Annotated in this window: 11 protein-coding genes; 6 read left to right on the forward strand and 5 right to left on the reverse strand. The window is 64.6% G+C overall.

Annotated elements, in window-relative coordinates; genetic code table 11:
* Positions 1–5 precede the first annotated feature (5 nt).
* On the reverse strand, positions 6–1,715 hold the full coding sequence (gene ggt, locus QRM60_RS14625) for a gamma-glutamyltransferase (protein WP_285446461.1): 1,710 nt from the start codon (positions 1,713–1,715) through the stop codon (positions 6–8).
* Between the two features lie 642 nt (positions 1,716–2,357).
* Here ggt and ilvC point away from each other — a divergent pair.
* From ilvC to QRM60_RS14650, 5 genes are all read left to right on the forward strand, one after another.
* Entirely contained in the window at positions 2,358–3,359 is a 1,002-nt protein-coding gene (ilvC, locus tag QRM60_RS14630) for a ketol-acid reductoisomerase (RefSeq protein ID WP_011038422.1), read from the forward strand.
* A gap of 45 nt (positions 3,360–3,404) precedes the next feature.
* On the forward strand, positions 3,405–5,126 hold the full coding sequence (gene ilvG, locus QRM60_RS14635; protein ID WP_042596939.1) for an acetolactate synthase 2 catalytic subunit: 1,722 nt from the start codon (positions 3,405–3,407) through the stop codon (positions 5,124–5,126).
* Positions 5,110–5,367 (forward strand): ACT domain-containing protein, encoded by a 258-nt coding sequence (locus tag QRM60_RS14640; protein ID WP_011038424.1) that lies wholly within the window; start codon positions 5,110–5,112, stop codon positions 5,365–5,367. The genes ilvG and QRM60_RS14640 overlap by 17 nt, the downstream gene beginning before the upstream one ends.
* A 75-nt stretch (positions 5,368–5,442) precedes the next feature.
* Complete coding sequence (locus QRM60_RS14645) at positions 5,443–6,561, forward strand: threonine dehydratase (RefSeq protein WP_011038425.1); 1,119 nt, start codon at positions 5,443–5,445, stop codon at positions 6,559–6,561.
* Positions 6,558–8,120, forward strand: coding sequence for a 2-isopropylmalate synthase (locus QRM60_RS14650; protein ID WP_103700328.1), 1,563 nt, complete (start codon positions 6,558–6,560; stop codon positions 8,118–8,120). The genes QRM60_RS14645 and QRM60_RS14650 overlap by 4 nt, the downstream gene beginning before the upstream one ends.
* A gap of 1,128 nt (positions 8,121–9,248) precedes the next feature.
* Here the strand turns inward: QRM60_RS14650 and leuB are convergent.
* The 4 genes from leuB to leuC form a co-directional block, all read right to left on the reverse strand.
* Positions 9,249–10,322, reverse strand: coding sequence for a 3-isopropylmalate dehydrogenase (leuB, locus tag QRM60_RS14655; protein WP_285446462.1), 1,074 nt, complete (start codon positions 10,320–10,322; stop codon positions 9,249–9,251).
* Between the two features lie 37 nt (positions 10,323–10,359).
* A complete protein-coding gene (locus QRM60_RS14660; RefSeq protein WP_285446463.1) occupies positions 10,360–11,145 on the reverse strand; it encodes a class I SAM-dependent methyltransferase in 786 nt (261 codons plus the stop codon).
* Positions 11,142–11,789, reverse strand: a complete 648-nt coding sequence (leuD, locus tag QRM60_RS14665) for a 3-isopropylmalate dehydratase small subunit (RefSeq protein WP_285446464.1) — start codon at positions 11,787–11,789, stop codon at positions 11,142–11,144. Before leuD ends, QRM60_RS14660 begins: the two co-directional genes overlap by 4 nt.
* A 68-nt stretch (positions 11,790–11,857) precedes the next feature.
* Entirely contained in the window at positions 11,858–13,297 is a 1,440-nt protein-coding gene (gene leuC / locus QRM60_RS14670) for a 3-isopropylmalate dehydratase large subunit (RefSeq protein ID WP_115556713.1), read from the reverse strand.
* Between the two features lie 124 nt (positions 13,298–13,421).
* Here leuC and QRM60_RS14675 point away from each other — a divergent pair, with 124 nt between their 5' ends.
* Positions 13,422–14,309: a LysR family transcriptional regulator gene (locus QRM60_RS14675; protein ID WP_285446465.1), complete on the forward strand. Its 888-nt coding sequence runs from the start codon at positions 13,422–13,424 to the stop codon at positions 14,307–14,309.
* The last annotated feature ends 20 nt before the right edge of the window (positions 14,310–14,329 follow it).

Consider the following 14,329-nt stretch of genomic DNA (forward strand, 5'->3'; position numbering starts at 1 on the left):
GCCGCTCAGTAACCGGCGGCCTGCCCGTCCTTGCGGCTCTCCGAGGCGCCGTAGTACACGCCGCTGGCCGGGTCGCGCGCAATCGCCTGGTAGCCGCCATAAGGTCCGTCGGCAAAGATCACCCGGTGACCTTTGCGCATCAGCCCGCGGATGGTGTCGTAAGAGAAGCCGGTTTCCAGGTTGACTTCGCCGCCGTCGCTCATCGCCGTGGCCTGGCCGGTGGGCTCGGTGGAGCCTTCATGCTGGATACGCGGCGCATCGCCGGCTTCCTGCAGATTCATATGGAAATCCACCAGGTTCATGACGATCTGCACATGTCCCTGCGGTTGCATCGCCCCGCCCATCACCCCAAAGCTCAGCCATGGCTTACCGTCCTTGGTGACGAACGCCGGGATGATGGTCTGGAACGGGCGCTTGCCCGGGGCGTAGCCGTTGGGGTGGTCCTTCTTCAGCACGAACATCTCGCCGCGATCCTGCAGGATGAAGCCCAGTCCCGGCGGCGCCATGCCGCTGCCCATGCCACGGTAATTGGACTGAATCAGCGAGACCATCATTCCGTCGGCATCGGCCACGGTCATGTAGATGGTATCGCCCTCCTCCAGCTGCTTGGGCGTGCCCGGCTGCACTTCCTTCAAGGCCTTGTCCATCGAGATCAACGCGCGGCGCTGCGCGGCATAGTCTTTGGAAATCAGCTTGGCCAGCGGCGCCGGCTGAAAGGCCGGGTCGGCATAGAAGCGTGCGCGGTCGGCAAAGGCCAGCTTCTTGGCCTCTGTGAACAGGTGCACGTGTTCGGTCGAGCCGAAGCCGATCTTGGAAAAATCGTAGCCTTCCAGAATGTTGAGCATCTGCAACGCGGCGATACCCTGGCTATTGGGCGGCAGTTCCCACACGTCATAGCCGCGGTAATTGGTGCTGACCGGCTCGACCCATTCGCCCTGGTGGCTGGCCAGATCCTCATAGCTCAGAAAGCCGCCATTGGCCTTGAAGTAGGCACCGATGGTGCGCGCGATCTCGCCCTTATAGAACGCGTCGCGCCCGCCATCGGCGATCTGCTGCAAGGTATTGGCCAGGTTCGGGTTCTTCCACAGTTCGCCCTTGCGCGGGGCATGCCCGTCGATGGTGAACTGCTCCTTGAAGCCGGGGTACTGCGACAACCGCGGCACGGAGCGGTCCCAGTAATAGGCGATCGTTTCGGCAACCGGGTGTCCCTCACGCGCGTAGCTGATCGCCGGCGCCAGGTCCTGCGCCATCGGCTTGCGGCCAAAACGGCCGTGCAACGCGAACCAGCCGTCCACCGCGCCCGGAACCGACACCGGCAGCGGCCCGGTCGGTGGAATGTCCTTCAACCCCCGGCGCTGGAACTCGGCCAGGGTCAGCGACTTCGGCGAGCGGCCCGATCCGTTGTAGCCGTAGAGCTTGTTGGTCTTGGGGTCCCACACGATCGCGAACAGATCCCCGCCCACCCCGTTGCCGGTCGGCTCCATCAGGCCCAGTGCGGCATTGGCAGCGATCGCCGCATCCACCGCCGAGCCGCCGTCCTTCATCACATCCAGTGCGATCTGCGTGGCCAGCGGCTGCGAGGTCGCGGCCATGGCATGCGGGGCGATCACTTCCGAGCGGGTGGCGAAAGGTTGCCCGGTGATGCGGTCGGCCGCACCAGACGGTGGCGCGAGCAGCACCAGAGCAGACACCAACAAGGCAGGTACGCAACGCATGGCAAGAGCCCCCAGGGACACATCAATGATGAGTTGCCAACGATACCAGTGCACCAGCGCGCAACGTCCAGACCGCAGGAACCGGGCGCAAAAGCCGCGCAATTGGTGACGCCGGTTGCAGCCACGCACCGCGCGTCGCTGCGGTTTCAGCGGTAACCATGCTGATGTGGCGGGGCTTTGCGCGCGCCACTTCGTACGATGACCGAAGTTTCAGCCGCAAGGGTTGACACCCCCGCAGCGGCGGTGGTTATCTCAGATCCATGCCGCAACGCACCGCCACCTTGAACGCCTTCCTGACCGCGCCCTTCGGCGCGTCGGCAGAGTCGCTTCTCGTGCTCGTACTTATTACCTCGCCAACCGGTGCGGGACGAGACTTCGTGTAGGCAACAGACACACAAGGCTTCGATCAGACCCCGCACCGGCAACGGCGCGGGGTTTCGCGTTTCAGGGACCACCAAAAGTTTCGAATGACATGAACAACGCCATCTCCACCACCGCAGGGTGCGTCACAAACGCCGCAACACGCGGCGCGGTGCATCCCTGCATGGACGACGCCGTTGTGATTCCCCGCTTTGTTCGGCCAGTACGTATCTCCACTGCCGGCTGATTCCTTTCCCACTGCCCACACCGCAAGGATTTTCAATGAGCAACGACACCCAACCGACCATCGCGATCATCGGCTACGGCAGCCAGGGTCGCGCGCACGCGCTGAACCTGCGCGATTCCGGCTTCGACGTCACCGTTGGCCTGCGCCCCGGTGGCCCGACCGAAGCCAAGGCCCAGGCCGATGGGTTCACCGTCGTTGCGCCGGCCGAAGCGGTAAAGACCGCTGATCTGGTCGCGGTGCTGACCCCGGACATGGTGCAGAAGAAGCTCTACGAAGAGGTCATTGCGCCGAACATGAAGCAGGGCGCCTGCCTGCTGTTCGCGCACGGGTTGAACGTGCATTTCGACATGATCAAGCCGCGCGCGGATCTGGACGTGGTGTTGGTCGCGCCGAAGGGCCCGGGCGCACTGGTACGTCGCGAGTATGAAATCGGCCGCGGCGTGCCGTGCATCTATGCGGTCTACCAGGACACCAGTGGCAAGGCCGAGCAGTTCGCGCTCACCTACGCCGGCGGCCTGGGCGGCGCGCGCGCCAACATCATCAAGACCACCTTCAAGGAAGAGACCGAAACCGATCTGTTCGGCGAGCAGGCGGTGCTGTGCGGTGGTGCGTCCTCGCTGGTGCAGGCCGGTTTCGAAGTGCTGGTGGAAGCTGGTTATCAGCCGGAAATCGCTTACTACGAAGTGCTGCACGAACTGAAGCTGATCGTGGACCTGTTCTACGAAGGCGGCATCACCCGCATGCTGGAATTCGTCTCCGAAACCGCGCAGTACGGCGACTACGTCAGCGGTCCGCGCGTCATCGATGCCAGCACCAAGGCACGCATGAAGGATGTGCTGACCGACATCCAGAACGGCACCTTCACCAAGAACTGGGTGGCCGAATACGAAGCCGGCCTGCCGAACTACACCAAGTTCAAGCAGGCCGATCTGGAGCACCCGATCGAAGAAGTGGGCAAGAAATTGCGCGCCAAGATGGTATGGCTCAATGGTGAGCAGCAGGCCGCCGCTACACCTGCCAAGCAACAGGCGGCGTAACGCCGCCGCCTCCCCCACCGTTTAACCGAAAGGTCCGCACAACGCATGAACACCTCCGCACACAGCAAGCCCCGCAATGGCGCGCGCTGGCTGACGCAGGCCCTGGAAGCCGAGGGCGTGGAAACGCTGTTCGGCTATCCGGGCGGCACCATCATGCCGTTCTACGACGCCCTGGTGGATTCCAAGCTCAAGCACATCCTGGTGCGTCACGAACAAGGTGCCGCATTGGCGGCCAACGGGTTCGCCCGTGCCAGTGGCCGTGTCGGCGTGTGCGTGGCCACCTCCGGCCCGGGCGCGTCCAACCTGGTCACCGGCATTGCCGACGCCATGCTCGACTCGGTGCCGATGGTGTGCCTGACCGGCCAGGTCGCTACGCCCTTGCTGGGCACCGATGCGTTCCAGGAACTGGACGTGTTCGGCATGACCATGCCGATCGTCAAGCACAGCTTTCTGGTGCGCAGCGTGGATGAGTTGCCGGAGATGGTGCGCGAGGCGTTTCGGATTGCACGCGAGGGGCGTCCTGGGCCGGTGCTGATCGACCTGCCCAAGGACGTGCAGATTGCCGATGCCTCGCATCTGCCCGACCACGTGCCGGCGCAGGTGCTGCCTCCGCCAGCGCCGCAGGACGCCAAGTTGGCCGAAGCGTTGGCGGCGATCGCCAGCGCCGAACGCCCGGTGGTCTACGGCGGTGGCGGCATTGCGCTGGCGGGCGCGGTGGAGGCCTTCCGTCGCTTCGTGGAAGCCACCGGCATCCCGACCGCGCTGACCTTGCGCGGCCTGGGCGCGTTGCCGCATGCCCACCCGGACTACCTGGGCATGTTGGGCATGCATGGCACGCGCGCGGCGAACATGGCCATCCAGGAATGCGATCTGCTGGTGGTGGTCGGCGCCCGGTTCGACGACCGCGCCACCGGCAAACTGAGCGAATTTGCACCATTTGCGCGCGTCATCCACCTGGATGCCGACGCGTATGAAATTTCCAAGCTGCGCACCGCCGACGTGGCGGTGCCCGGCGATGTGGCCACCAGCCTGAAGGCGTTGAGCGCGGCACGTGCCAATTGCCAGGCCTGGCGCACGCGGTGTTTTGCCAACCGTGAAAAGTTCGGCGCGCGCTATGACGCACCAGGCACCGATATCTACGCACCGGCGCTGCTGAAGCGCCTGAGCGAAGTGGCCCCGGCCGACACCATCATTGCCTGCGATGTCGGCCAGCATCAGATGTGGGTTGCGCAGCATTGCCGCTTCAACGACCCACGCAACCATCTCACCAGCGGCGCGCTCGGCACCATGGGCTTCGGCCTGCCGGCGGCGATGGGCGCGCAGTTCGCCTGCCCGGACCGCACCGTGGTGCTGGTCTCCGGCGATGGCAGCTTCATGATGAATGTGCAGGAGCTGGTGACGATTGCGCGCTGCAAGTTGCCGGTGAAGATCGTGCTGCTGGATAACAGCTCGCTGGGCATGGTGCGGCAGTGGCAGGAATTGTTCTTTGCCGAGCGCTACAGCGAGATCGACCTCTCCGACAACCCGGATTTCGCCGCGTTGGCGCAGGTATTCGGCATCCCGGCCAAGCGCATCATTGCGCGCGGCGATGTGGACGCCGCGCTGGCCGAGTTGCTGGCGCAGCCCGGCCCGGGCCTGCTGCATGTGGCCATCGACGCACGCGCCAACGTGTGGCCGCTGGTGCCGCCCAACAATGCCAACAGCACCATGCTGGACAGCAATCCCGCACATGCGGCCAAGGAGACCCCTCATGCGTTACCGGCTTGATCTGGTGCTGAAGCCGGCCGAAGGCGCGCTGGTGCGCGTGATCGGCATGACCGAACGGCGTGGCTTCCGCCCGTGCGCCATCCAGGGCGCCGCCGCGCCGGACGATGCCGGCCGCTGGCATCTGCAACTGGACGTGGACAGCACGCGCCCGCCGGAAACGCTGCGCCTACAGTTGGAAAAAGTGTACGACTGCGAGTCGGTGGCGATCACGGCATTGGACTCGGTGGAGGCGGCCGCATGAGCCTGCAGACCTCGCGGGATGACCAGATGGCTGTTCGGAGGTGTCTTCTTCCGGATCGGCCGCGCGCGTGCCGCAATGCCTGATTCCGGCCGCCCGACCACGCAGGAGCCAGACGTAGGCGAGGTCGCCGTCAGCGTGGCCGACGTGCTGGCCGCGCAGGCACGCCTGCGCAAGTACCTCTCGCCCACTCCACTGCATTACGCCGAACGCTTCGGCGTGTGGCTGAAGCTGGAAAACCTGCAGCGCACCGGCTCCTACAAGGTACGTGGCGCATTGAATGCGTTGCTGGCCGGGCTGGAGCGCGGCGATGAGCGCCCGGTGATCTGCGCCTCGGCCGGCAACCACGCCCAGGGCGTGGCGTGGTCGGCGTATCGGTTGGGCGTACAGGCCATCACGGTGATGCCGCACGGTGCGCCGCAGACCAAGATCGCCGGCGTGGCCCACTGGGGCGCCACGGTGCGCCAGCACGGCAACAGTTACGACGAAGCCTTCGCCTTTGCGCGCGAGCTGGCCGACCAGAACGGCTATCGCTTTTTGTCTGCGTTCGATGACCCGGATGTGATCGCCGGCCAAGGCACGGTGGGTATCGAATTGGCCGCGCATGCACCGGATGTGGTGATCGTGCCGATCGGCGGCGGCGGCCTGGCCTCCGGCGTGGCGTTGGCGCTGAAGTCGCAGGGCGTACGCATCGTGGGCGCGCAGGTGGAAGGCGTGGACTCCATGGCCCGCGCCGTGCGCGGCGACCTGCGCGAAATCACCCCGGTCGCCACCCTGGCCGATGGCGTGAAGGTCAAGATTCCCGGCTTCCTGACCCGCCGTCTGTGCTCGAGCCTGCTCGACGACGTGGTGATCGTGCGCGAGGCCGAATTGCGCGAGACGCTGGTGCGTCTGGCACTGGAAGAGCACGTCATTGCCGAAGGCGCCGGCGCACTCGCGCTGGCCGCCGGTCGCCGTGTTTCCGGCAAACGTAAATGTGCGGTGGTCTCTGGCGGTAATATCGACGCAACTGTCCTGGCCACCCTGTTGTCCGAGGTGCGGCCGCGTCCGCCACGCAAGCCGCGTCGTCGCAATACCGAGCGGCTCCGCAACGAACGCAGCACCAAAGCATCACCGCCATCCATTGCTATTCCCCGCCCATCCGCAGTCGCATCAACGCCTGTCACCGCCATCGCAGTAGAGGAGTCTTCCTGGTGAACACGACCGTATCCAACCAGACCCCGCATATCCGAATTTTCGACACCACCCTGCGCGACGGCGAGCAATCCCCCGGCTGCAGCATGACGCCCCAGCAAAAGCTGGTCATGGCGCGCGCGCTGGACGCGCTTGGCGTGGACATCATCGAAACCGGCTTCCCGGCCAGCTCGCATTCCGACCGCGAAGCGGTGGCGATGATGGGCCGCGAATTGCGCCGCCCCACCCTGGCGGTGCTGTCGCGCTGCCTGCAGGCCGATATCGAGATCTCTGCCCGTGCACTGGAAGCGGCCGCCAACCCGCGCCTGCATGTATTCCTGTCCACCAGCCCGCTACACCGCGAGCACAAGCTGCGCATGAGCCGCGAGCAGGTGCTGGAATCGGTGCACAAGCACGTGACGCTGGCGCGCGGCTACATCGACGACATCGAGTTCTCGGCTGAAGATGCCACGCGCACCGAAGAAGATTTCCTGGCCGAAGTGACACGCGTGGCCATCGCCGCCGGTGCAACCACGATCAACCTGCCGGACACGGTGGGTTTCACCACGCCGGAAGAAATCCGCGGCATGTTCTCGCGGCTGATCGCCAGCGTCGAAGGCGCCGAGAAGGTGATCTTCAGCGCGCACTGCCACAACGACCTGGGCCTGGCGGTTGCCAATTCGCTGGCCGCAATCGAAGGCGGCGCCCGCCAGGTGGAATGCACCATCAACGGCATCGGCGAACGCGCCGGCAATTGCGCGCTGGAAGAAATCACCATGGCCCTGAAGGTGCGTGGTGCGTTCTACAACCTGGACACCGCAATCAATACGCCGCGCATCGTCTCCACTTCGCAGCTGTTGCAGCGTTTGGTGGGCATGCCGGTGCAGCGCAACAAGGCGGTGGTAGGCGGCAACGCGTTCGCGCATGAATCGGGCATCCACCAGCACGGCATGCTGCGTCACCGCGGCACTTACGAAATCATGCGCCCGGAAGATGTGGGCTGGGAGTCGTCGCAGATGGTGCTGGGCCGCCACAGCGGCCGCGCTGCAGTGGAACAGCGCCTGCGCGCGCTGGGTTACCTGCTGGAGGAAGATGAGGTCAAGCTGGTGTTCGAGCAGTTCAAGGCATTGTGCGAAAAGCAGCGTGTCGTCACCGACGCCGACCTGCAGGCCTTGATGCAAGACGCCACCGTGCAGGAAGGCTACCGCCTGGCCTCGATGACCATCAGCGATGTCGGCAGCCGCGCCAATGCACTAGTTGAGCTGTCCGACCCAGACGGCAATCGCGTCGCGGAAACAGCGCAAGGCAATGGCCCGGTGGACGCGCTATTCGGTGCGCTGGCATCGGCCACCGGGGTAAAGCTGGAATTGGACAGCTACCAGGTGCACAGCGTAGGCATCGGCGCCGATGCCCGCGGCGAAGCCAGCCTGAGCGTGCGCCACGACGGCGTGGAATACGAAGGCACCGGCACCAGCAAGGACATCATCGAGGCCAGCGCCCTGGCCTGGCTCGATGTTGCCAACCGCCTGCTGCGTCAGCGCGAGCGCGGCGTGGTGGCGGGAAAGACGGCGGCGGTGGCGTAACGCGCGGTTTGGTTACAGCGTCGGCGACACGATGACGTCAGCAAAACGGCCAGCGAGTAATACGCTGGCCGTTTTGCGTTTGTGCTTCCGCTAGTTTTAGGGCGATTGAGGATGGATGACACTAGCTCGCAGCGGCTGGTGAATTTTTTGCACAACAACCAGCATGTTCGCGCACAGCACCTGCGGGCATCGCGTGCTGTGCTTCTCCTACTGCTCGCAGTAGGAGAAGGGCATCACGGGCCATTCCCTCGCGTTTCGTAGGAGCGCACTTGTGCGCGATGGGATTGATGGGAAGGCTTCATCGCGCACCAGTGCGCTCCTACGAGGTCATGGCTTCGGTACGTTTGTGCACAGTCGATTAGCAGAGGCGCATCGCAGCACGCGGCGCATTTTCGCGGTAAGTGCGACGTAGGAATATTGCTGATGGTAAAGGTGTGCCCTGCAGCGCGATGCGCGACGTGCCGCGATTGCTGGATAGGCGAACGGACCACTCTGGGCCATCCACGTATGCGGCATGGGCACCTGGACCTAGCGTTTTGTAGGAGCGCACGTGTGCGCGATGGGCTTTGCCGGATGGCTCCATCGCGCACAAGTGCGCTCCTACCAGGCCATGGCTTCATCATTGTTGTGCGAAGCCGAGCGGCAAAGGTGCATCTCTGCACGCGGCGCATTGCATTTTTTGCCTCGGAATAGCGTGAGCAGAAGCTACGCAAGTAGCCCTTCGCTCTTCGTTCCTCGCTCGTCGTTCCTCGCTCAGACAGCGCAATAGCGACAGAGCGGCGGTGGGTTCGGCGGCGGGACCATGTGGCGGCATGGATGCCGCCACTGAGCCTCCATGGACGGATTCACGGCGTGTCCCGGGGCCGGACCTACTGCCGCGCACACGGCCAACGTGCAGTGCAACTGCACCATTACGTACACAACTACGCATGCAAGCACTTACGCTTGCACTTGCACTTGCACTTGCACTTGCACTTGCACTTGCACTCGTATCGTGAGACGCAGACAAGAAAGCGACCACCGCCCCAACGAACGATGGCCGCCTCTCTAATCAAAAGCCCTCAGCAAAGCCAACAAGGGCGGCTCGCCGTGGACACTGAAGACCAAGCCGGATTGGTCGGCAAGCCGTTACAGCGCAGCCACCACCGCATCACCCATCGCAGCCGTGCCCACCTTGGTGGTGCCTTCCGACCAGATGTCGGCCGTGCGCAGTCCCTGATCGAGCACCTTGCCAACAGCTGCCTCAATCGCATCGGCCGCTGCCCCCTGGGCGAAGGTGTAGCGCAACATCATGGCGACCGACAGAATCGTGGCCAACGGATTGGCGATGCCCTGCCCGGCAATGTCCGGTGCTGACCCATGGCAGGGCTCATACATGCCCTTGCTGTTGGCATCGAGCGAAGCCGAGGGCAGCATGCCGATGGACCCGGTAAGCATCGAAGCCTGGTCGGAGAGGATGTCGCCGAACATGTTGTCGGTGACGATCACATCGAACTGCTTGGGCGCGCGCACCAGCTGCATCGCCGCGTTGTCCACGTACATATGCGACAACGCGATATCTGGATAGTCCTTAGCCACTTCTTCGACAACGGCGCGCCACAGCTGGCTGGACGCCAGCACATTGGCCTTGTCGACCGAGCACAGCTTCTTGCCGCGCAGCCGGGCCATCTCGAAACCGGCCTTGGCGATGCGGCGGATTTCGCTTTCGCTATAGGGCAACGTGTCGTAGGCCTGGCGCTCGCCATTGTCCAGCGTGCGCGTGCCGCGTGGCTGGCCGAAGTAAATGCCGCCGGTAAGCTCGCGCAGGATCAGCAGATCCAATCCGGAAACCACCTCGGGCTTGAGCGTGGACGCATCGGCCAGCTGCGGATACAGCAACGCGGGGCGCAGGTTGGCAAACAGGCCGAGTTGCGAACGGATCTTCAGCAGCCCGCGTTCCGGACGCAGTGCCGGATCGATGGTGTCCCACTGCGGGCCACCGACCGCGCCCAACAGCACGGCATCGGCGGCGCGTGCGCGCTCCAGCGTTTCGTCGGCCAGCGGGCTGCCGTATTTGTCGTACGCCGCGCCGCCCAGCTCGTCGTACACCAGGGTGACGCCGAGATTGTGCTGGGTATCGATACGCGTCAGCACCTTGACCGCCTCGGCCATGATTTCCGGGCCGATGCCGTCGCCGGGAAGAATCAAAATCTGCTTGCTCATGCAATCCTCGTGAGTTGGCGCCGCAGCGCCATGAAAATCAACGTGTCGCCCACAGCACCAGCACATCGGTGCTGAAAGAACCATCGGCGCCAATCTGGAAGTAATCGCGCACGTCATCCACCGCCGTGTCCTGCAGCGCCCGAATGGCTGCGCGCAGCACCTCCGGCGTGCGCATGCGATCGACCCAGCTCAGGTAATCCAGCTGCAGGCGTTGGCAATGATGGCGCTGTACGTGCAGGCCAGCATCGCCAACCACCTGCAGCCACTGCGCCACGCTGTAGTCGCGCACATGGCTGGTGTCGCGCAGTAACTCGATCGCCTGCAGATGCGTATCCAGCAGCGGCAGCCCCGGCGCCACCACGTCGATCAGTGCGGCGATTCCGCCGGGGCGCAGCACCCGCCGCACCTCACGCAGTGCCTGGCCCAGGTCGCTCCAGTGGTGCGCCGAATACCGGCTGACCACCACGTCCATGCTGCCGGACTCGAACGGCAGCCGCTCGGCGACGCCCTGCAAGGTACGCACCTGGGTCAGGCCACGCTCGGCGGCGGTGGCCGCCACGACTTCAAGCATGTCGGCGGATAGATCGTAGGCGACCACCTCACCCATCAACGGCGCCAGCTGAAAACTCACATGCCCCGCGCCGCAGCCTAGGTCGAGCAAGCGCCCGTTGCGATGACCTGCCAGGCCGGCGCGAAGCTCGGCGAATTCAACGCCCTGTGCATGCACCTCGCTCTGCAGATACGCCTGCGCCTGCGGCCCGAACTGCGCTGCAACATGCGTGCTCAACGCGTCAATCCCGCTGGATGGCGACGCAGCGCTCACTGCAGCGCGCCGAACAACCACGGCTGTTGCGCGCGATGCCCTTGCTCGAAGCGGCCAATCGCGTCGGCCTCCTGCAAGGTCAGGCCGATATCGTCGAGCCCATTGAGCAGGCAGTGCTTGCGGAATGCATCGATCTCGAACGCATACTCCACGCCATCGGGACGGCGCACGCGCTGCGCGGCCAGATCGACGGTGAGTTGGTAGCCTTCGTTCCCCAGGCACTGTTCGAACAAGGCATCCACTTCCGCCTCTGCCAGCACGATCGGCAGCAGGCCGTTCTTGAAACTGTTGTTGTAGAAGATGTCGGCAAAACTCGGCGCAATCACCGCGCGGAACCCATATTCGTCCAGTGCCCACGGCGCATGTTCGCGCGAAGAACCGCAGCCGAAGTTTTCGCGTGCCAGCAGCACGCTGGCGCCGTGGTAACGCGGGAAATTGAGCACGAACTCCGGGTTGAGCGGGCGCGTGCTGTTGTCGCGATCCGGCTCGCCGATGTCCAGATAGCGCCACTCATCGAACAGGTTCGGGCCGAAGCCGGTGCGCTTGATCGACTTGAGAAACTGCTTGGGAATGATCTGGTCGGTATCGACGTTGGCACGATCCAGCGGCGCGACCAGTCCGGTGTGTTGGGTAAAAGGGGTCATAAGGAGGCCGGGAATGGGGAGTGGAGAATGGAGAATCGGCAGAGCGCAAAGCGGGACGTGGCGATTCGCTATTCCCGATTCTCGATTCCCTGCAGTTCACGCACATCGACAAAGTGGCCGCTCACCGCCGCAGCCGCGGCCATCGCCGGGCTGACCAGATGCGTGCGCCCACCGGCGCCCTGGCGCCCTTCGAAGTTGCGATTGGACGTGGAGGCGCAATGTTCACCGCTGCCCAACTTGTCCGGATTCATCGCCAGGCACATCGAGCACCCGGGCTCGCGCCACTCGAAACCGGCATCCAGAAAAATCTTGTCCAGCCCTTCGGCCTCGGCCTGTGCCTTGACCAGTCCTGAGCCCGGCACCACCAGGGCCTGCTTGATGGTGGACGCCACCTTGCGGCCTTTGGCAACCACCGCGGCAGCGCGCAAGTCTTCGATGCGCGAGTTGGTACATGAGCCGATGAACACGCGATCCAGATGGATCTCGGTGATCGGCTGATTTGCCCGCAAGCCCATGTACTTCAGCGCGCGCTCGATCGAGTCGCGCTTGGTCGGATCCTGTTCGGCGGCCGGATCCGGCACCTGCTGATCGACCGCCAGCACCATCTCCGGCGAGGTGCCCCAGCTGACCTGCGGCTTGATGTCTTCGGCACGCAGTTCCACCACGGTGTCGAAGGACGCATCGGCATCGGACACCAGCGTGCGCCACAACGCCACGGCCGCGTCCCAATCCGCGCCCTTCGGCGCGAACGGGCGATCCTTGACGTAGGCGATGGTCTTTTCGTCCACCGCCACCATGCCCACGCGCGCACCGGCTTCGATGGACATGTTGCAGATGGTCATGCGGCCTTCCATCGACAGCGCGCGGATCGCGCTGCCGGCAAATTCCAGCGCATGCCCGTTGCCGCCAGCCGTACCGATCTTGCCGATCACCGCCAGCACGATGTCCTTGGCGGTGACGCCGAACGGCAGCGTGCCTTCCACGCGCACCTGCAGGTTCTTCATCTTCTTGGCGATCAGGCATTGCGTGGCCAGCACGTGCTCCACTTCAGAGGTGCCGATGCCATGCGCCAGCGCGCCGAACGCGCCATGCGTGGAGGTGTGCGAATCGCCGCAGACCACCGTCATGCCCGGCAGCGTGGCGCCCTGCTCGGGGCCGACCACGTGCACGATGCCCTGGCGCGTGTCGTTCATCTTGAACTCGAGGATGCCGAAGTCGTCGCAGTTCTCGTCCAGTGTCTGCACCTGCAGACGCGAGACTTCATCGGAGATGGACTCCAGCCCGCCCTGGCGCTCGGCACGGGTGGTGGGCACGTTGTGGTCGGGCGTGGCGATGTTGGCATCGATACGCCACGGCTTGCGGCCGGCAAGACGCAGGCCTTCGAAGGCTTGCGGCGAGGTCACTTCATGCAGGATGTGGCGGTCGATGTAGATCAGCGACGAGCCATCGTCACGGCGCGTGACCTCGTGCATCTCCCACAACTTGTCGTACAGGGTCTTTCCGGTCATCGCTTGAGATTCCGATGCGGTGGCGAACGGCGGATGCACCGCCTGGCTGAGACCGATGCTAGGAGCTTGCCATGGATAACGCAAATTCATATTGTTTATTCAACAAATGAATTTTAGGAATGGCATGGACCTCGCCAATCTGAGCGCATTCGTGGCGATTGCCGACCACGGCAGCTTTTCGTCAGCGGCCGAAGCGTTGCATCTGACCCAACCTGCGGTGAGCAAGCGCATCGCCTTGTTGGAAGCGCAGCTGTCGGCGCGCTTGTTCGACCGCCTGGGCCGCCAGGTGGTGTTGACCGAGGCCGGGCTGGCGCTGCTGCCGCGCGCGCAGCGCATCCTGGCCGAACTGGACGACACGCGCCGCGTGCTGGAGCACCTGGGCGCGGCGGTCGGCGGCCGGCTGAGCCTGGCCACCAGTCACCACGTGGGGCTGCACCGGTTGCCGGCATTGTTGCGACGCTTCGCCGCAGAGCATCCGCAGGCGGCCCTGGACATCCAGTTCCTGGATTCGGAACTGGCTTACGCGGCGGTGTTGCGCGGCGAGGTGGAACTCGCGGTGACCACACTGGCACCGGACACCCGCGCCCCGTTGCGCGCGCAGCCGATCTGGCAAGACCGCCTGCAGTTCGTGGTGGCGCCGGATCACCCGTTGGCCGCGTTGGAGACGGTCACGCTCGATGACGTGGTCGCCCACCCAGCGGTGCTGCCGGATCCGGGCACCTTCACCCATCGCATCGTGGCCGGGTTGTTCGCCGAACGCGGCCTGGCGCCGAGCCTGCGCATGACCACCAATTATCTGGAGACGATCAAGATGCTGGTGTCGGTTGGCCTGGCCTGGAGCGTGCTGCCCGAGCGCATGATCGATCACCAGATCATGGCGCTGCCGTTGGCCGATGTGGCGCTATCGCGTGCGTTGGGATGCGTCACCCACGGCGGGCGCACCTTGTCGCGCGCGGCGCAGGCGTTCGTGGCGTTATTGCATGCGCAGGCAGATCAGGCGGCAGGGCCATAGGTGTCGCCACGCTGACGCTA

It is taken from the genome of Xanthomonas sp. fls2-241-TYG-148 (assembly GCF_030208815.1).
Classification (GTDB): domain Bacteria; phylum Pseudomonadota; class Gammaproteobacteria; order Xanthomonadales; family Xanthomonadaceae; genus Xanthomonas; species Xanthomonas campestris.

Bases quoted from the DNA above. Each gene is read 5' to 3' on its own strand.
- ggt (WP_285446461.1), bottom strand. From the start codon at position 1,715: ATGCGTTGCGTACCTGCCTTGTTGGTGTCTGCTCTGGTGCTGCTCGCG.
- ilvC (WP_011038422.1), top strand. From the start codon at position 2,358: ATGAGCAACGACACCCAACCGACCATCGCGATCATCGGCTACGGCAGC.
- ilvG (WP_042596939.1), top strand. From the start codon at position 3,405: ATGAACACCTCCGCACACAGCAAGCCCCGCAATGGCGCGCGCTGGCTG.
- QRM60_RS14640 (WP_011038424.1), top strand. From the start codon at position 5,110: ATGCGTTACCGGCTTGATCTGGTGCTGAAGCCGGCCGAAGGCGCGCTG.
- QRM60_RS14645 (WP_011038425.1), top strand. From the start codon at position 5,443: ATGCCTGATTCCGGCCGCCCGACCACGCAGGAGCCAGACGTAGGCGAG.
- leuB (WP_285446462.1), bottom strand. From the start codon at position 10,322: ATGAGCAAGCAGATTTTGATTCTTCCCGGCGACGGCATCGGCCCGGAA.
- leuD (WP_285446464.1), bottom strand. From the start codon at position 11,789: ATGACCCCTTTTACCCAACACACCGGACTGGTCGCGCCGCTGGATCGT.
- leuC (WP_115556713.1), bottom strand. From the start codon at position 13,297: ATGACCGGAAAGACCCTGTACGACAAGTTGTGGGAGATGCACGAGGTC.
- QRM60_RS14675 (WP_285446465.1), top strand. From the start codon at position 13,422: ATGGACCTCGCCAATCTGAGCGCATTCGTGGCGATTGCCGACCACGGC.